This window comes from Symmachiella macrocystis, from assembly GCF_007860075.1.
GTDB lineage: Bacteria > Planctomycetota > Planctomycetia > Planctomycetales > Planctomycetaceae > Symmachiella > Symmachiella macrocystis.
In genome coordinates this window covers 434180-452714 of the sequence record NZ_SJPP01000001.1, presented here as the reverse complement: position 1 = coordinate 452714, position 18535 = coordinate 434180, and the positions used below count along the sequence as shown (strand labels likewise).

Annotated in this window: 14 protein-coding genes; 3 read left to right on the top strand and 11 right to left on the bottom strand. The window is 56.3% G+C overall.

Features of this window, described 5'->3' with window-relative positions:
* Positions 1–18 precede the first annotated feature (18 nt).
* Together CA54_RS01775 and CA54_RS01770 are read right to left on the bottom strand one after the other, a co-directional pair.
* On the bottom strand, positions 19–1422 hold the full coding sequence (locus tag CA54_RS01775; protein WP_146369162.1) for a sigma-54-dependent transcriptional regulator: 1404 nt from the start codon (positions 1420–1422) through the stop codon (positions 19–21).
* Positions 1419–2867 carry an ATP-binding protein gene (locus CA54_RS01770; protein ID WP_146369161.1) on the bottom strand — a complete coding sequence of 483 codons (1449 nt, stop codon included), beginning with the start codon at positions 2865–2867 and terminating at the stop codon, positions 1419–1421. Before CA54_RS01770 ends, CA54_RS01775 begins: the two co-directional genes overlap by 4 nt.
* Positions 2868–3265: 398 nt before the next feature.
* Between CA54_RS01770 and CA54_RS01765 the strand changes: the two genes are divergently transcribed.
* Entirely contained in the window at positions 3266–4282 is a 1017-nt protein-coding gene (locus CA54_RS01765; RefSeq protein WP_146369160.1) for a DUF1559 domain-containing protein, read from the top strand.
* A 32-nt stretch (positions 4283–4314) separates the two neighbouring features.
* Here the strand turns inward: CA54_RS01765 and CA54_RS01760 are convergent, their stop codons facing one another.
* The 6 genes from CA54_RS01760 to CA54_RS01735 form a co-directional block, all read right to left on the bottom strand.
* Positions 4315–4929 carry a cytochrome P460 family protein gene (locus CA54_RS01760; protein WP_146369159.1) on the bottom strand — a complete coding sequence of 205 codons (615 nt, stop codon included), beginning with the start codon at positions 4927–4929 and terminating at the stop codon, positions 4315–4317.
* Between the two features lie 11 nt (positions 4930–4940).
* Positions 4941–6095 carry a Gfo/Idh/MocA family protein gene (locus CA54_RS01755; RefSeq protein WP_146369158.1) on the bottom strand — a complete coding sequence of 385 codons (1155 nt, stop codon included), beginning with the start codon at positions 6093–6095 and terminating at the stop codon, positions 4941–4943.
* Between the two features lie 4 nt (positions 6096–6099).
* Positions 6100–7050, bottom strand: a complete 951-nt coding sequence (locus tag CA54_RS01750) for an amidohydrolase family protein (RefSeq protein ID WP_146369157.1) — start codon at positions 7048–7050, stop codon at positions 6100–6102.
* An 89-nt stretch (positions 7051–7139) separates the two neighbouring features.
* Entirely contained in the window at positions 7140–8129 is a 990-nt protein-coding gene (locus CA54_RS01745) for a WD40 repeat domain-containing protein (RefSeq protein WP_146369156.1), read from the bottom strand.
* A 38-nt stretch (positions 8130–8167) separates the two neighbouring features.
* Positions 8168–9460 (bottom strand): DUF1501 domain-containing protein, encoded by a 1293-nt coding sequence (locus CA54_RS01740; RefSeq protein WP_146369155.1) that lies wholly within the window; start codon positions 9458–9460, stop codon positions 8168–8170.
* 100 nt (positions 9461–9560) lie between these two features.
* Complete coding sequence (locus tag CA54_RS01735) at positions 9561–12419, bottom strand: DUF1549 domain-containing protein (RefSeq protein WP_146369154.1); 2859 nt, start codon at positions 12417–12419, stop codon at positions 9561–9563.
* A gap of 316 nt (positions 12420–12735) precedes the next feature.
* Here CA54_RS01735 and CA54_RS01730 point away from each other — a divergent pair, with 316 nt between their 5' ends.
* Positions 12736–15039: a serine/threonine-protein kinase gene (locus CA54_RS01730; protein ID WP_197532124.1), complete on the top strand. Its 2304-nt coding sequence runs from the start codon at positions 12736–12738 to the stop codon at positions 15037–15039.
* A gap of 97 nt (positions 15040–15136) precedes the next feature.
* Here CA54_RS01730 and CA54_RS01725 read toward each other — a convergent pair whose 3' ends face one another.
* The 3 genes from CA54_RS01725 to CA54_RS01715 all read right to left on the bottom strand — a co-directional run bounded on the left by CA54_RS01725 (position 15137) and on the right by CA54_RS01715 (position 18033).
* Positions 15137–15922: an SDR family NAD(P)-dependent oxidoreductase gene (locus CA54_RS01725; RefSeq protein ID WP_146369152.1), complete on the bottom strand. Its 786-nt coding sequence runs from the start codon at positions 15920–15922 to the stop codon at positions 15137–15139.
* A 95-nt stretch (positions 15923–16017) separates the two neighbouring features.
* Complete coding sequence (gene epmA / locus CA54_RS01720) at positions 16018–17085, bottom strand: EF-P lysine aminoacylase EpmA (protein WP_231962930.1); 1068 nt, start codon at positions 17083–17085, stop codon at positions 16018–16020.
* A gap of 93 nt (positions 17086–17178) precedes the next feature.
* Positions 17179–18033, bottom strand: coding sequence for a hypothetical protein (locus CA54_RS01715; RefSeq protein WP_146369151.1), 855 nt, complete (start codon positions 18031–18033; stop codon positions 17179–17181).
* Positions 18034–18126: 93 nt separating this feature from the next.
* Here CA54_RS01715 and CA54_RS01710 point away from each other — a divergent pair, with 93 nt between their 5' ends.
* Entirely contained in the window at positions 18127–18390 is a 264-nt protein-coding gene (locus CA54_RS01710; RefSeq protein WP_146369150.1) for a hypothetical protein, read from the top strand.
* Positions 18391–18535 lie beyond the last annotated feature (145 nt).

The following is an 18535-nucleotide window of genomic DNA, read 5'->3' as shown; positions in this document are numbered from 1 at the left end:
ACGATTGAAGGGGTGCGCCTACGGCGCTTCGATACGATGCTGGGAGAGTTTTTGCCGCAACGTCGTGCGGTGCATCCCTAACCAGCGTGCAGCGTGTGAACGGTTCTGCGAACAGCGCGCGATCACCTCGGCAAGCAACGGGGGCTCGACGAGGTTGAGGAACCGTTCGTATAAATCGCCCTCGTCGGATTCACTTTCCATCTGGTCGGTCAGCCAGTCCGCCATCAGGCCACGCAATCGATCATCAGTCGACATCGTTTCAGCGTGTGTTGGATTCGCCGGCGGCGGTAAGTGTTCTGGAGCGATGGTCTCACTCCGAGCAACAATCGAGGCATGCTCGAGGGCGTTTCGCAATTCGCGGACATTGCCATGCCAGGGGCGCGCACAGAGTTCCCGCATCGTCTCCTCACTCAGTCGCAGGTTCTGCAAACCGTTGCTGAACTTTCTGAGAAACGATTCCGCAAGGAGTGGAATATCGGTCGTCCGTTGGCGAAGCGGTGGGATTTCAATATGAAATACGCTCAAGCGGTAAAACAGGTCTTCGCGAAATTCTCCGGAAGAAACCATCTTCTGCAACGGACGGTTGGTAGCGGCCACGATGCGAAAATTCGCGGCGTGCGGCGAAGCGTCTCCGACCGGTGTGACTTCCCTGCGTTCGATGGCCCGCAACAGTTTGACTTGCAGTGGAAGGTGAATATCGCCAATTTCATCGAGGAAAACAGTCCCCGCATCGGCGATTTCTAAGAGTCCTTTGCGGTCCGTTTCCGCGCCGGTAAATGCTCCGCGGACATGTCCAAAAAGTTCACTCTCAATGACGTTGGAACTCAGCGCGGGCACACAGACCGGCAGAAACGGCCCATTGGCACGGCGGCTGTGCCGGTGGATAGCAGTGGCAACGAGGTCTTTTCCGGTTCCGCTTTCCCCGGTGATCAGTACCGGCGTGTCGCGCGGCGCCACCAGCGCAATCTGCTTGAAGATATTCTGCATGACGGGCGACTTGCCGATCAGCAGATCTTCATTGTCCTCGGTCGGCAATTCGGGTTGTGTCACCGAGGCGGCATCTGTTCCTTCCGTAGCGCGCAGTAGAACCTGAATGGCGTCCTCGAGTTCGAACGGCTTAGGAAGATAGTCGAATGCGCCGGCTTCGACCGCGCGTACGGCGATGTCCAGACTTCCAAATGCGGTCATCACGATGATCGGCACATGGCCAAGGCGATCGCGGAGATGTTTGATCGCCGTCAGCCCGTCCATCCCGGGCAATCGAACATCAAGCATCACCGCATCGGGAGCATCCTCTTCAATTCGGGCCAAAGCCTCCTCGGCTGAAGGCGCCACGCTGACCTGATGGCCTTCATCAGTGAGCAGCTCCCGGAAACCCCAACAAATGCTCGGCTCGTCATCAACAATCAAGACATGACTCATTGGGAGCTCACTCCTAGCCGCAATGGTGTCGGCGTATTCAAACGGGGTGATGCGGCTGATTCGTGGGAGGGGGTGTCGTCGTCGGCCAGGACCGGCAAGCAGAACGTGAATACCGTGCGGTTCTCATCGCGCCGCCAAGAGAGCGTCCCGCCATTGGCGGTCGCAGCCATCTCGGCGAGGGACAACCCCAGTCCGACTCCTTCAGGTTTGCTGCTAACAAACGGGTCTAAGATACGATCCTGCATGGCATCCGGCGGACCCGGGCCGCTGTCGGTCACCGAGATCTCTAGTAAGCCAGCGCGGCAACGTGCCGATAACCGCAGCGATCCGCCGACTCCCGCGGCTTCTATGCCGTTTAGCAGCATGTTTAAGATGGCCGCCTTAATGTCTGCTCCCGACGGAACACTAAGGCTGTTGTCCTCCAAGTTATCCGTGCGCTGAAAGTCGATTTGTGTGTGTCGGCAGACCGGATCAATCAGTGCGCTGACTTCATCGAGCAGCGGAGCAACTTCGACGGGGGGGAGTTTTTCAACACGATCCTTGCCCAGCGCCAGCAGGCCTCTCAACTGTTCTTCTGTCAGCGTCAATTGCTGCAACGCCACGTTGAGGCTTTCGTCGTCGCCTTCATTGGGAAAGCGGCGTTGATGCAATTGGATCGCCATACGCGCACCCGTAACGGCGTTGCGCAATTGGTGCGCTAAGCCGCCGGCCAATTGCGCCAACAACCGCAGACGCTCAGTGCGCGAAAATTGATCGCGCAGCGTCGAGAGTTGGTCCGAAAGACTATTGGCCGACAACAGAAGATCCCGGATTTCATCGTCGAGCTTGCCGACTTTCGCGTGATCAAAATGTCCGTCAGCCAGCTTGGCAAACAGTCCGCGTACCGCCTGAATCCGACGATCCAAGCGACGTGATAACGTCATCGAGATGAGGCTCATGAGCAGAATGGTCACTCCGCAGACCAACAGGGGAGCCCAGATGGCATCGCGTTGAATTTGCAGCCAGTCCGCCTCGGGATAGAGGACGTACAACGAAGAAGCATTACCCATCCGCGCCGGTTCGATGTGCGCGACGAAATACCGACTGCCGCCAATATCGACAGAGGGGAAATCGGTTAACGTCTCAATGGTGGCCGATTCCGGGGTGCGACTGCGGATGGCAGCGGGATCTACGGGGTGGGTGAGCGTGGTCGCTAAAATACGATCTTGCGGATCAATTGCCAGGAAATGAGACCCTGACAATCCGCGCATTTTATCCACGACACTTTTTGTATAGGGGAATGTTGACTGGCCGAGTGTTTCCACCACATTGCGAATTCCCCGTAGGGATTCCGCGCGGCTGCGGCGGGCATCGAGGTAGGCGGTCGCCAGCGCGGTCGTGGTTACGGCAACAACCAGGGTCGCTGCGTAGGGGACCAAAATCTGGTTGCGAATGGGCCAACGCATGCGTTGCCCTCCTATACACGTCACTCGAGCAGTTTCATTGATGTCCTTACCATCATACACTCAACCTGCAGAAGATGCACACCGGCTTGGGGACCAGAAGGCGAAATGGCGCTGTCGCAATAATGTCCGCCGGTGTCGAAAAAATGTTCAGCCGTGTCGAGTGTATTGCCAAGTCATACAGGGGCAACACCGGGGATATTCAGGTTTTCTCGCCGCTCGCGGTCTGACATTGGCACGGCATGAAAATTGCGTCTTCTCGTGAACTAGCACGCGTGACGTGATTGTCTGCGCGGGCCGAGAAACACGACTCGACTCTCCAGTGCTCGCGGAGTCTTGTTGACTAGATGGAATCACCTTTAGAGCTCGACAACCAGAACACACGAAGAAAGTCGCTCACGATGCAAAAAACCGTACAACGCCGTCAGCACGGCTTTACACTCATTGAGTTGCTAGTGGTGATTGCAATCATCGCCATTCTCATCGCCTTATTGTTGCCGGCAGTCCAGCAGGCGCGCGAAGCAGCGCGGCGTACGCAGTGTAAAAATAACCTCAAGCAGATCGGGCTGGCGATCCACAATTATATGGACGTCGCCACCGTCCTGCCCCCCAGTGCCTGCATCAATCCCGATATCACCGCAACGGGGAATAACGGTTCATGGGGCGTGCATGGACGGATTCTGCCCTTTTTGGATCAAGGCAATCTGTATAACGCCGTCGATTTGACCGAAGCCTGGGACTTTCAAGCCGCCATCGATGGCTTAAAGATTCCGACGTACGTTTGTCCGAGTGATCCCCAAGGAGATACCGCCCGCGATCCCGGCAGTGGAAAAGTGACTTTGTATCCGACCTCCTATGCGTTTAACTTTGGGACATGGTTTGTGTTTGATCCGGTGACCGGTCGTGGCGGCGACGGCGCGTTCCATCCCAATGCCCGGTTGCGGTTTTCCTCATTCACTGATGGAACCAGCAACACGCTCTTGACCGCTGAGGTGAAAGTCTGGCAACCCTATCGTCGCAACGGAGGCCCGCCGGTCACGACAATTCCCGACAACGTCACCGATGCCGAAGCGGCGATTGCCAGCGGCGTCCAATTCAAAAATACCGGCCATACCGAATGGCCCGACGGACGCGTGCATCACCATGGTTTCACGACGGCCATGACGCCCAACACCGTCGTCAATTGTACCGATGGCACGGAGACCTTTGACTGCGACTACAACTCGTGGCAAGAAGGGAAAGACGGCGTTGCTGGAAATCCCAGCTACGCCATCGTCACATCGCGGAGCCACCATACCGGAATGGTGAATGTTGTCTTGGCCGATGGTTCAACGCGTTCGATTTCGGAGAATATCGACCGCTCCATCTGGAGGGGGCTCAGCACGCGAGCCGGCAGCGAAATTCTCGGCGAGTTTTAGTCGAGACGGTTGTGCATAGACTTCGGACCCCGCTATTTCGTCGACTTCTGCAAGCGACGTAACGAGGGGTAATACTGCACAAAGACGTTGTCGACCGCACCGTGTTCGGCGTGGCAGTCGTAGCATTTGTTGGTTGCGAAGGCTTTCGCGCTCTTTCGTAGTGCGTATTGGCCTTCTTTCGGTGAGAAGTCGAAGTAGGTCCAACCGTCCTCGGAATTCGCACGATCTTTGACGGCCAATTCCACCGCCAAGAATTCCCCTTCGAAGGCTCCCTGTAGTTTTAATTTTCCCAGCGGCTTTTTCTTGCCTTGCCGGTAGACGGCCATTGCTAGCATCGTTTTTTCGGGGAAGCTGCCGATGCGTTGGAATTGTGCATAGGCGGGCGGCGTGATGTAGACGTTGGTGAATTTCTCTTCGTCTTCGTACGGACCATGCTCCGAGTAACTCAACCCCAATGCGGCGCCGACAAAAATCCATTCGCGAAATTCGCTCGGCAACTTCAATTCACCGTCGTCTGTGTATTGCGGGATGTATTTTGGCGCCGCCGTTTTTTTATCGGGTTGCTCGTCACTTTGCCCGTGATGCGTCCAAATTCCCAAACAAATGGCAAATGTAACCGCGCTGATTGTGAGTCGTCGTTGGATCATCTGTAAATCGCTCAACTTTCATGGGGAATCGTGACGGGTTGTCCCTCAGCTGCCGATTGATAACCGGCCAGAATGACTTCGAGCGCGTGCGCGCCCAGAGCTACGGGAACGTCGCTCGGGCGGCCTTGCTCCAGGCAATCCAGAAAACTGACCGCATCGTCCGCGACCGCCGGTTGTATGGGCAGCCAATCCGTTTTGGCTTGCACTCCGCCGGCGGTTTGCGTGCTCGACCAAAACCCCATCGGATCTTCGGGATGTCCAATCGCCGGTTGCCGCCAAGCGGGACCGTCGTTGTGGATTTCTAAACGCGGCTCATACGCATCCAAATCCACCGAGTCCGTTTCACCGACGAGGTGGATTTTGTGAAATCCGTGCGAGGGATGACTCGACCAACCCGTGCGACCGCAGGTGACGGTTGCTGTGAGTCCCCCTTCCATCTCCAACAACAGGCAGGAAAAATCCTCGACGTTGTTGATTTGGTGTTCGGCAAAAAAATAGTTACTCGTCGTCGCATAGACGCTCGTCACGCGCCGTCCGGTGAGCCATGGGAAAAATATCAGCGGATACCAGCCAACGCAAAACAATTCCCGTTTAGAGTCGACGAACGTAAACCGCTCGGCGGCCGCTTGTTCCTGGCGCGGACGGGTCAGGTCGGCCGTTCCGGCTATCCCCTTGGCGAACATCAGCTCATAGTGGATCGCTGACAAATCCCCCAGTCGCCCCGATTCGACGATCTGCTGCGCGTGGTACGCCGTGGGGGTGTGCACCAAACTGAACAGATGATTGGTCACACCCGCCTCGCTGACGGCAGCGACGACGTGGCGCGCGTCTTCAATGGTCGTGCCGAGCGGCTTGTCGATGTAAAGATGTTTTCCCGCCCGCGCGCACTGTGCGGCAATGCGTCCACGACGTTCCGGTTCGGCGCAGATGCTGACAATCTGCACATCATCACGCGCTAGCGCCGCAGCCAAATCGGGCAGCAGGGGGATTCCCAATTCATCGGCCAGCATGCGGTTCAGTTCCGCTCGCCGCGGCGGAATGTCTGCTTCATCCGTCAAACCAATCAGATGGCAACGGGGATCAGCCGCCAGCGCCCGCGCATAGTTTTCCTGATGCGTCAGGTTCCCGGCGATCAATAGCAGTCCATAAGGTGGATTGGTTGGCATGCGGCTAACTCAGTTTGAGGACGCGGGTCGCATTGCCTTTGAAGATCTTCTGCTCAACGTCCGCGGGAAGTTTTAATTCGGTGAACAAATCAAATTGCGGAACGGCTTGTCCGGGGGCGAGATAGTCGGTCCCAAACATAATCCGGTCCTGCCGACGAATGAGAAATTCGCGGCCGAATTCCAGGTCGCGGGCGATGGAATTGTTTCCCGATCCGGCGGAGAGGTCCCCATAAATGTTGGGATAGTTTTCCATCAAACGGTCGATGGCGCCTCCGGGTTGTACTTTGTCTTTGGGGTAGCCGCCGAGTTGTTTTTGATCCAAACCGCCGGAGATCGACGCCCACCAACCCGGTCCATGTCCGATGAAGTTCAATTCCGGAAACGTGCTGACCGCATTTTCCAACCGCGTCAATCCGGGCACGTCTTTGCCGCGAATGTTGTCGATATGAAACAGCAGCGGAATGCCCACTTCCTGACAGGCTTCGTAGACGCGCATCATCAGCGGATCATCGAAGTTGAGTCCGACCTTATGTTCGCCAAACCCCTTGGCCCCTTGGTCTACCCAGGCCTGTATGATCTTCACCAACCCCTTTACGCCGCCGCCGACCATTTGCCGCGGGTCGATGGAACAAAAGGGAATCAAGCGATCGGGATGCGCTTTACCCGCTGCGAGGGCGGTGTCGGTCAATTGCAGGAACGTGGTCGATTCGGGAGAAGTCAGCGGTAGTACAACCGCTTTTTCGATATCATTTTCGTCCATCCAGGTCAGCAGTCCGTCGACAGTCAATTTTTTTGTCGGATCGGTATAGCTGCCGATGTGTGTATGTACATCGATATATTTCGTAGCCCGCTTGGGAGCAGGTTCGGCGGCAAATAGTCCCGGCATCGTGAGCATCCCAGCCAGCGAAGCGGCTCCGGTGGCAATCGATGACGAGAATTGGCGGCGGTTGAGCATGATGAAGATTCCTGGGGCAAGACATCAAGAGATTGTTGATGGCGAGTTTCTCAGTATAACGCACGTGGCGACGAACCGCGAATGGCCGATTAAGCCTTGGGCGTCATGCTGCTGATGCGGATGTGGTGGTCGTAATGCGCTGTGGCAATTCGCAGACCATCGGGATGCAAGTCCATATCGCGGACCGTGTCGGGAAGCTTAACGGTATGAAACGGTTTGTCCTGATCTGGTTTCCAAAAGAACAGCAAGCCGCCGCCGCTGCCGCCGCAACCCCCGATCAAAAATGCGTCGGGATGATAGACCACCCGCCAGATGATGCCCTTTTTCCCATCGGAAAAGTGCGAGACCTTCTTCTTTTGTGATTCCCATTCAAACAATTCTACAAGCGGCTCGTTCACCGCACCTAGCGGGTTACTCGCCTTATGCAGGCCGCCGCAGGCGAAGTGCTGGCCGTCGGGGCTGAGCGCCATGCTGCGGATTCCGCCGTAATCAACCGCTTGTCCGCCGTTGTAGGTGTGTAATGTTTTGGCATCGAATTCCCGCACCAACTTGCCTGTAGCAACCTTCCATTGTTTCACTGTACCAAGCAATGTACCGGACAGGATAAACTCGCCGCCCGGATGAAAAAACGTGCTGTAGACGTTGCTGTCGTGCGACGGAGATTCGTGAATCAGCGTGCCATCGGCGATATTCCACAGCTTTAAGCGGTTGTCATTGCCGCCGCTGGCGAGGATTTTACCATCCGGACTGACCGCGAGAGCGCGAATCCAACCATCGTGTGCGGCCACCATGCGTTGTGGCTTGGGCTGCGCATCGGCAACCGGCCACCAAACCAGTTGCCCATCACTGCCGCCGGAAACCATCGTTGCGCCATCGGGTGTGAACGCAAAGGCACGGACCCAGCAGTCATGCTCGGGCAAAGTCACCTTGGTGCCGGTGTCGACCTCGAAACGATGAATCGCATAATCCTCAGCCCCGGCAAATACGTAGCGGCCCTGCGGATCGAATCGACAGCAAATGAAGCGGCTGTCGTGTTTCCACTGCGTGGCGACGTGTGTTTGTTTCGGGTCAGCTGCCATGTGAGGAACTTTGCTAATGGGATTTCAGTTTGCGGATTCTAGACTAACAATTCGTCGATTGCCGAAGCCGCGGGATCGGCCATGGGCAATTCACGACCTCCGACATGGAAGCTTTGCGTGGAATCCAATCCCACAGCCTGCAGGTAGGTATGGAACAATTGCCCGTGGTCGACTTCTTTGTCAGAGACGGCGGTACCGTTCTTGTTGGTCGCACCATAGACGGCGCCGGGATGGATGCGGCCGCCACCCAAAACCACCGACCAAGCGGTCCCCCAGTGGTCGCGGCCGTAACGGGAGTTGATTCGTGGTGTGCGGCCGAATTCGGACATGACGACGATCAGCGTGCTCTCCAACATGCCCCGCACGGCTAAGTCGTTGACAATGGCAGAAAACGACCGGTCGAATTCGCCCACTTGTTCGAGGTGGAAATTGAAATTTTCGTTGTGCGTGTCGTAATTGGAGTGCGAGACCTGTACGAAGGTGATACCGCTTTCCAGCAGCCTCCGTGCCAGCAAGCAATGTTTGCCGAATGCGTGTGTTCCATATCGTTCGTGATCAGCGGCCGGTTCTTTCGAGACGTCGAACACCTCTCCTTGCCGCATCAACTGTTGCGCCTGTTCGTAGTTGTAGGTATAGACATCGGTCTCGGCGGTCTTTCGACGAGCCGTAAAGCGGTTGTTCAGTTGGCGGCGAAATGCGTTGCGGCGGCTATCCGCATCAACGGTCAGTTCCGCTGCACGTGCTGAATTTTGCGGCGGCTTGCCATTCCCCAGAATAATGCTGGCATATTTGGGGCCTAAGTAGGCGGCGTTGTCGCTGCGACCGCCGCTGCCACCGGGCGTGATGTGGATGTGTCCCGGCAATGTGGCGTTTGCGGGGGACAAGGCCTTGGCGGCCACAGCTCCGATATGCGGATATTTCGCCCCGGCCATTTGCCGGCGTCCGCACTCCATCATAAACCTGCCTTTGCCGTGCTCGTTCTCTTTGGTGTTCACGCTCCGCACGATCGCCAAATGATGCATCTGTTGTGCAGTGAGCGGTAGCAGTTCAGAGATATGCGTCCCTGGCACGCTGGTGGGGATGGCGCGAAACGGTCCGCCGGTGTCGGTCTTGGGCTTGGGATCCCAGCTTTCTAATTGGCTCAAACCTCCCGACATAAAGAACAACAACACGCGTTTTTGCGACGTTGCCAACTCCTTGGCGGCGGCTGGTTGGGCCAAGGTCCCGAGACCACCGACGATGCCCGCCGCACTCCCGGCTGCCAAGCCGCCGAGAAATTGACGACGCGCAATTCCATGATCCGCCGTTCCACAAGCATAGTCACAACGCATGACGGTGATCTCCAGTGTTTGAGAGGTGTGAGGCTTGAGAGTGAGGTTGCCGTAACCGACAAACGCACCGTTTGTAGTCCTGTAGCCTGACTCCTATCGTTCAGTGTCCAAAACGAAACTCGGCTGATGTCAGCATGGCCCAGGCAATTTCCTGAAAGGCGGCTGTTTGGTCTGATTCCGACTCGACCTGGAGGTACTCGACCACTGCGGTCGCTTCTTGCTCGGTCGGCCGGCGGGTGAATATTGCCAAGTAGAGCTCCTCGGCGCAAGCCGCGGGGTCTTTTAATTTTTTAAGCCGATCGGTCAAATTGCCACCGGAAGGGTTCAGCCAACTTTGAATTTTTTTCCCGTTGGTGAAAAACAGGGCTTGGTCGACCGTGGCGAAAAACTCGTCCTGGGGCTGTCCGCCGCCGGCACCAAAGGTTTTTATGAACAGACGGACGTTGCCCTTTAATTTCTCATTGACTGTGGCTTCCAGCAGTGTCTCCCGTTGCGGCGGCGCGGGTGGATTCTTTTTGTCCAATTTTGCAACGGCTGCGGAGGACTGTTTCGCGACGACTCCCGTCGCCTGCATGATGCTCCAGGACAATTGTTCCGGCGTCAGCGGCTTCAGCGCGCTGGTTGCGAACCGTCCTGCGAATTGTTCGGTCAGATCCTGGTAGCCCATGTCAACCAGTGCGGTGTGCGTTTGCTGGGCCTGGAGAGCAGCTTGTAGTTTTGCGTCAGTATCGATGGTGAGCTGTTTGGCCTGTTGCTGTTTCTCCTGCGCAGCTGCCAGTTCTTTTTGTGCGGCATGCATTACGGCGGCGGCTTCGGTGACCTTCGCTTCGGTCATTCTGAGTTGCTCGGTGAGCGGCGATAGGTCGTTGTTTAATTGTGCGGCCAATTCCGCCAATTGGCCAGTGCTGGACTTGAGGCCTTCGTCTTCAGGGAGCAAAGCCAACGCTGCCTGTCCGGCTGTGGCTGCTTCGGACACTTGCCGGGCGAGTTTGTGTTTGTCGGCGTGCTGCGCACGAATCAACTGGGCATGCTTTAGGGCCGTGGCATGCCGTTGCTGCGGCACGGTTACCTTGGCCAGAGCGGTTTCAACCTCCGACTCGGCTTGGAGGGCCGCTGTTTGCACGCGGGTCAATTCGTTGCGCGCTGTGGCAACATCGGCGACCAGTGCCTGTTGTTTCTCGGTCGATTGGCGATAGGCCAGGATCGCGTTGAGATGCTCCAGTTGTTGCTCGCGATGTTTGGCGAGTGTGCGTGCGTCACGATAGGCATAGAGTTTTTTCAGGTACAGTTTGCGAAGTTGCTCGACTGTCTGTGTTGCCGCTGCCAGTTTATCCGCTGCGGCCTTAGCGGCGCTGGCCGGTGCGACTGTTTTTTCCGCGGCGGCCTTTGCGGCAACGGTTTGTTTCTCGATGAGTGTCTTGAGCGCCGCAATTTCGTCCGTCGATGTTTTTACGCGTTTGCGATAGGTTTCAGCGGCCGCCGTGAATTCCGCATCTTTGGGAAACTGTTTGACCACTTCATCCGCTTTAGCCACTGCCTCGTTGAGCACAGTGAGCGCTTGTTCTTGTTTTGACAGCTTTTGCTTCGAGTCCGCTAAGGTTTTTGCGGCGGCGGTGCTCTGTTTTTGGACGGCGGCCAGTGCGGCGATGGCTTTGGTGTTTTCTGATTCGACGTCGAACATCGCTTCCTGCGCCGCCAGTACGCCATCAAGCAGGGTGTCGACTTCTTTTTCCAACACTGCGACAGCTGCGGCACGTTGGGCATGGTCGGCTGTGACGCGGGAAAGATGACTTTCAATGTCCGGCGAGTCAGCAGCCAATTCCGCCGGCATGTCGAATCCGCGACGATACGTCTTGGTCAGGGCCAGTTCCCGCAGGAAGGCCCGCATGTCAAAATTCATGGCGACAAATTCGTCGGCAAGCAGTTCCAACAACTCGGGATGCACAGGCGGATTGCTCGGATGGTGCAGGTCGACCGGCTCGACCAAACCGCGGCCCATCATGTGTGCCCACAGCCGATTTGCGATATTCCGATTGAAAACACGATTCGTGCCGTCGGTTGCGTGCTCTGCCAAGGCGGCACGGCGGCTGTATTTGGGAACGGGGCGGACATCTTTGGCCGGCTTGACGGTGTAAGCCTCAGCAGCAGCAATGGCTGGGTCCTCGATGATCAATTGACCTGGCAACCGAGGACCGGTCTCGCCTTTCACAGCAGTGAACACCGACGTAAAGACCGCTTCTCCGTCAGCTGTTTCGGCGAAGAACGATTTCTTGGCTTTTTTATCGACGAACAAAGTGCCGCGTTGGAGGAACGCAAAAATGCCGAAGTAGTCATCTTGCAGGTAATCATCAATCAACGGGTGGTCGTGGCATTGCGCGCATTGCATGTCGCGGCCGAAGAAAATGCGTCCGACATCGCGGGTGAGCAAATGCGGTTCACCCAGACGATCCAGATAGAACTTGGCGGCCGGTCGCATCGCATCGTCCACGCCATCCGCACTGAGGATTTCGCGGGCCAGTTGATTGAACGGCTTATTGGCGACCACCGAATCGTGCAAGTACGTGTGCCATTCGGGCGATTTGACATGCGTATCGCGGCGACGTTCCATCAACATCACATCCAACACCGTAGCCAGATGCCGGGCGTAACGTGGCCGGTTCAGTGCGCGATCCACCAGGGCAGTCCGTTTGTCGGGCGAGGGATCATCGAGAAATGCGCGGGCTTCGTCGGCGGTTGGGATGGTGCCGTTGAGGTCCAGTGTGACCCGCCGCAAGAATTCGGCATCGGTACAATCCTCGGCAACCGGGCCGATTTGCGTTTCGTCGATCAGCCGATCGATTCGCACATGCAGCGGATCATCGGCACGGGCTGCGGAGAACGCTCCCAGCAAAATCACCACGGTCAAACAACCGCGTCTCAGAGTCGAGGGAATGTCAAAATCCGCTTTTCGCTGCATCATGTCCCATTCTTCCGAGCGGTCATTGTGTGTACGTTGTGTGAACTACGACACATAAACATTTATTGACATGTTACCAGACCCACGCAGCGAGCGTCAATTGTTAGATTCTATGTCGGCGACCTTTTAAACATGGTGGTGAAACAGTTTGCGCCGCTTTCGTGATTGCATTTCGGGGCGCACGCAGTAGACTCAATAGCGGAGCGGCGAGCTACCAAAACAGTCTCAGCCGCGCGGTTCTTGCTAATGAATCGGGGCATACGCAGTGGACAGTCCGTCATCGCCATCGCCGAACGAACCGATAGACTCCGCTACCGATGTGGATAACAACACAGAAGTCGAGTCCAACACAAACACCGGCAGCGAAGCTTGGACATTATTGGCCGGGCATGTCGAAGGTTTTGTCGCCGCCTGGGACGGAGAAAACGCGCCCCCTTCGATCAGCGATTTCCTCCCCGAGACCACTGGCCCACTGCGTCGACTGGCGCTGTTGGAAGCAATCAAGATCGACTTGGAATACCGCTGGTTGCATCACAGCTTGCCGCGTAAGGTCGAGGAGTATCTAACGGAGTTTCCCGACCTGTCCGACGAAGGGTTTCCCTGTGATCTGGTTTACGAAGAATTTCATATTCGCAAACAGGCCGGCGAGGACGTCGATCCGCAGGAGTATTTCGAGCGTTTCCCCCAACAGGTGGAGTTGATCGGCCGACATTTGGGGATTGACACGCCTTATACGCCGACGGCGCTGTTTCAGCCCAAGGCAGCGGACAAACTTTTGGAGATTCAAGCGGGGGACCGTCTAGAGGATTTTGATCTGCTGGCGACGCTGGGCAAGGGGGCGTTTGCCACCGTGTTTTTGGCCCGCCAGATTTCGATGCATCGCATGGTTGCTTTGAAAATCTCAGCCGACCAGGGAGCCGAACCGCAGACGCTGGCGCAATTCGACCACGAAAACATCGTCCGCGTTTATGATCAACGAGCATTGCCTGATGCAGGTTTGCGGCTGCTGTATATGCAATGTGTTCGTGGCGGAACCTTGCACCCTGTCGTCAATCACGTGCAGGAAACACCCGCTGAGAAACGGACGGGGCGATTGTTACTTAAGGCGGTTGATCGCGCGTTGGATGATCATGGCGAAGCGGCACCCGCTGAATCGTCGCTGCGCAAACGGCTGGCCGGCATGCGTTGGCCGGAGGTCATCTGCTGGATCGGCAGCCGCTTGGCCGATGCGCTGGATTATGCCCATCGTCGCGGCGTATTGCATCGCGATATCAAACCCGCCAACGTGTTGCTCACCGGCGAGGGAGCACCCAAACTGGCCGATTTTAATGTCAGTTTCAGTTCTGCCGTTTCCGACGTAACACCCGCCGCTTATTTTGGCGGCAGCCTGCCCTACATGTCGCCCGAACAACTCGAAGCCTTCCATCCCGGCCACATTCGCGAAGCCGCGTCGCTGGACGAACGGAGCGATATCTATTCGTTGGGGGTCGTGTTGTGGGAACTCTTGACCGGATACCGACCGTTTCGCGATGGACACCTGGAAGAGGGATGGACGGCAACGCTCGATCAAATGATCGACCGCCGTCACGCAGGCGTCGGCGAAGAAGCCATCAAGTCGCTGCCTAAAAAAATCCCGCACGGCCTGAAAACCGTTTTGCTCTCCTGTCTCGCCGCCGATCCACAGGCCCGTCCACAATCGGGCCATGAACTGGCGCAACAACTCGAGTTGTGTTTGCAGCCCCGGTTGCAGGATATTCTCAATCCCCCCGAACGAGGATGGCAACGTTGGGTGTTGGCCTATCCAATGGTCGCGCTGATTCTGGCGGCTTTTGTGCCGAACCTCTTGGCGGCGCGTTTTAACTATGTCGTCAACAACGTCGATATCATGCCGTTGATCGAGGCCGCCTCGCCGTTGGCCCGGCCCACGTTCGAGAAACTGGTGATGTGGATCAACGGAATCGCCTTTCCGCTCGGCCTGGGCTTAGCCGGCTATTTGGCATCTCCCGTGTTCAAAACCATTCGCGAGCGCGGTCGCGGCGTGAAGCACAGCGTGGAACATCTGGCGCAGATGCGCAACCGGTCTTTAGAGTTAGGACACTATGCCGCCTGCATTGGAATCTTACTATGGACGATCGCAGGAATCGCTTATCCGATTTGTTTTCGCATCGTGGTTGGCAGTAATATGCCGCTGCGGGTCTATCCGCATTTTATCGCGTCCTTGTCGATTAGCGGTTTGATTGCTGCTTCCTATCCGTTTTTGGTGGTGACGTTCTTCACGATCCGCGCTTACTATCCGGCCCTCTTATCGCTCGATCAACTGCCGCGGCAAAACTTCGAACGGCTGGCCCGCTTAGGGCGTCGCACACGGATTTATTTCGTGCTGTCTGTGTTGATTATTTTTGTAACGATTTTAGTTTTGGTGGCTAGCGATACCAAAGCAAAATTCGCCGTCTCGATTTTGTGCGTCGCCGGAATCATCGGTTCCTATTTAGCATTTCTACTCTATCGCGCCATCCAAGGAGACTTAGCCGTCCTCTCCATCCCGGCGATCCAATCGGGCGAGTCGAGCGACATCCACAGCGAATCCGTCGAAGCCCTCGCCTCAGGCACATGGAATCCATGATTGTGGAGGCGTGAGGCTTGAGGGAACAGGCTTGAGGAGGAAGGGGACCGCCCACTGTCGACTTCTTTTCTGGCCACCGGCCACTCGCCACCGGCCACTATTTCGGCGGAACGCCCAGTGATTTCCCGCCGTCGATGCCGACAGCTGTGCCGGTGACCATGGTGGCGGCGTCACTGACGAGATACAGGACGCTCATGGCGATTTCGCGCGGGTCGGTCAGGCGGTTGTAGGCTTTGGCCAACGGGCTGGCATCGATGAATTTTTGCGCCATCGCTTCTCGATCCCCGGTCGCTTGTAGGTCCGCTTCCATCATGCGTGTTTGACCGACCGGGCCGGGACAGACGGCATTGATCCGCACGCGATCCGCCGCATGACACAGGGCCAAACTTTTGGTCAAGGAAATCAAAGCCCCTTTACTGATTGAATAGACCGGATCATGCGCCCGGGGCAGCAGACCGGCATTGCTAGAAACATTCACGATGGCTCCGCCCCCGGCAGCACGCATGTGGGGAATCGCAAATTTGCAACCAAAAAATGCCGCTTTGAAATTCGTATCCAGGCAAGCATCCCAGTCCGCTTCGCTGACGTCGTCAATCTGCTTGACCATACCGATGCCGGCATTGTTGACGAGAACTTTCAGTGGACCAACCGCGGCAGCTTCGTCGATGACTTGCTGTAACTCGTCGACCGAGCGGACGTCGCAACGGCGATGCTCGATGCTCAGATCGGCGAATTGCGATTCATTGGCATCCAGCGGATCGTAGTCGGCGACGAACACCTTGGCTCCCTGTTCAGCCAGCAAGACGGCACACGCGCGGCCAATGCCACTAGCGCCACCGGTAACAACGGCGACACGATTTTTCAGGTCGATGGAGAAATTCATGACAATTCCGTGGGTGAATGGGTATTGAGGGACTATCGTGCTTCGTCAAACCTGAGACATTGGCACTCTAATTTAAGCACAAGCTTTTTAAATCATTAAGCACGAGTGATTGGAAAGGCGGTCACGTCGGCGATATTGTTCGAACCGGTCAAAACCATCATCAACCGGTCGAATCCGAGTGCGACGCCGGAGCAGTTCGGCAGCCCGCACTCCATCGCTGCCAGCAGTCGTCGTGGTTCGGGCAACGGTGATAAACCCTCGCGTGCCCGTTTGGCTGATTCGCTTATAATGCGTTGCCGCAATTCGTCGGGGTCGGTCAATTCGTCGTACCCGTTACAGATTTCCAAACCATGGATATACAGTTCAAACCGCTGCGCGACTAGCGGGTTAGCAGGATCGATCCGCGCCAATGCGGCTTGGCTGGCGGGATAATCGTAAACAAAATCCGGACCCTGCCGACCCAGGTGCGGTTCAACAAGTTCAGCAATCAACAGATTCAACCAGCCATCGCGGTCGTCGTCGCCGAGCGTTTCCGGGATCGTCAATTGCCGTTCAGTCGCAATCCTTCGCAACTCGTCACAGCTTTTGTCTAACACCCCGCAGCCCAATTTGTCACAAAAAACTTCGTCATAGGTGCGGCGCGGGAAGGGCGTGTCGGTGAGTTGCAGTCCGGAGTATTCAGGAGAATCGACGGCGACGGCGCGGATCAATTGCTCGACAAAATCCATTTGGTCATGGTACGTGTCCCCGCTGCGGTACCACTCGGCCATCGTGAATTCGGGATTATGTAATTGTCCGTATTCGCCGCGACGGAAGGCGCGGGTGATTTGAAAAATCGCGTCCGCTCCGGCCGTCAATAATCGCTTCATCCCCAGTTCGGGAGACGTCTGCAGAAAATAGCGTTGTTCGACCACAAAGGGATCGAGATGCGCGTCGACGACCGATTCGTGCGAGAGGAGCGGCGTCTCCACTTCCCAATAACCGTGGTTGTTGAAGGTTTCCCGCAGACGGAGCAGTAACTCCGCACGATATTTTAAGAGCCGTAATTCGGCGGTTGGTAAAAAGTCGGCGGTCATAGCGATCGGGGCCGGCGGTACGCGGTTTTCGGGAGATAGCGATTCCCCCCTGTCATCGCGATTTTCAGCGCGGCTGTCAACCAGCATCGAACCGATCGCTGCGATCCACAATCCCTAGGCGATTCTTCGGGCGCAGCATAAGCCTTGATATCACGCGATTGAGCAGGGGAGGGCGGTGGTTTATTGAACCGTCTCGTGGGCATTCGTAGTGCGCGTATTGAACTCGCGATACAGCCAAACGAAGAAGACGGTGAAGATGACCGCGGCCATGCCAATCATCATCCGCACGCCCAAGATGGAATAGGGGCCAGGAACGATTTCAAACCAATCCAAGCCGGCGTACCAACGAAAGGCGGCGGCGTAGACCAGCATCGGCGGCAGGGTCCACAGCAGCACGTGGTAGCCGCATAAAAAATCCGACATCCCTCCCGGTACGATGTATTGTCGCCAGGAAAGTTTTCCGCCGCCGGTCGTCGCTTTCAGAAACTCGGCGTATGTGAGCGGTGCATCGTTCATCACATCGGCAAACCATGCGTGGCGATGCCGGAGGAATCCAGCCCAGAGCAAGATCATAATGCAGCACAATATCGACTGCAGTCCCAACCCATAGACATAGATGAAATCAGGATCGTGGTCGGTATACAACAACGCGCTGATGACCATATTGCCTTCGAGGGCAAGATCCGGAGATTGCAGCAATGTTGCCCAAACGTCGAACGCGATCCCGCCGACGATAAAACCAAAACCCATCCAAAACGGGAGTCGTGTCATGCGGCCTTGCCCCTTGGCAACAAACAGCATGGACAACAGCAACAGGCCGACAGCAGGGATCACCAATAGGTACGCCGCCCAGACATGCCACGTCACAGGAATGTCGACGATGAACAACACGGCAACACAGGCGGTCGCACAAACCGACAGCAGGATCGCCAGTGCCACCCACCGAGTTTGGTGGACAATATCCAATTCCGCTCCACTGTGATCAACATAGCTGCGATCAACACGGTGGCGTTCAGTCGGACGAGTTCGGTTCAATCGTTTCCCCATATCTTCAAAGTCAACGGGTGACGAGTTACGACATTGGTCGATTATACGCGAGAAGGTCAGGCACTGGAAAGGAAACTTTCTTTGGAATACTTGTTTCCCAACCAATGTGCGCAGCGTCCTCTCAATAATGAACAACGAAAAACCGGCGCCATATTTCGCGCGATTCCGGAAGAAGTTGAGGGACTACACCAAATTTATTTCGCCACGCAGCTTCGATTGCCTCAAAATGCAGCAGGTGCACGCGGCAGCGGCAGTGCTGCGGGCCTAGAGGGAACCTTTACCGGAAAAGGTTTCTGGGCTGCCATTGAAACGTTCATCGCCGGGATGCGATTTCGCCGATCTTAATACTACCAGTATCGCGTTGAAGAATGCGTGCCACTGGCGGCAAGTGGTCCGTTTTAGAATGTTTTTCAGACCAACGGTGTGTTGTATTGGAACACTGTGCTGATCTCGGCAATACAAACTTGTGCAACCGTCATTGGGAGTTAGC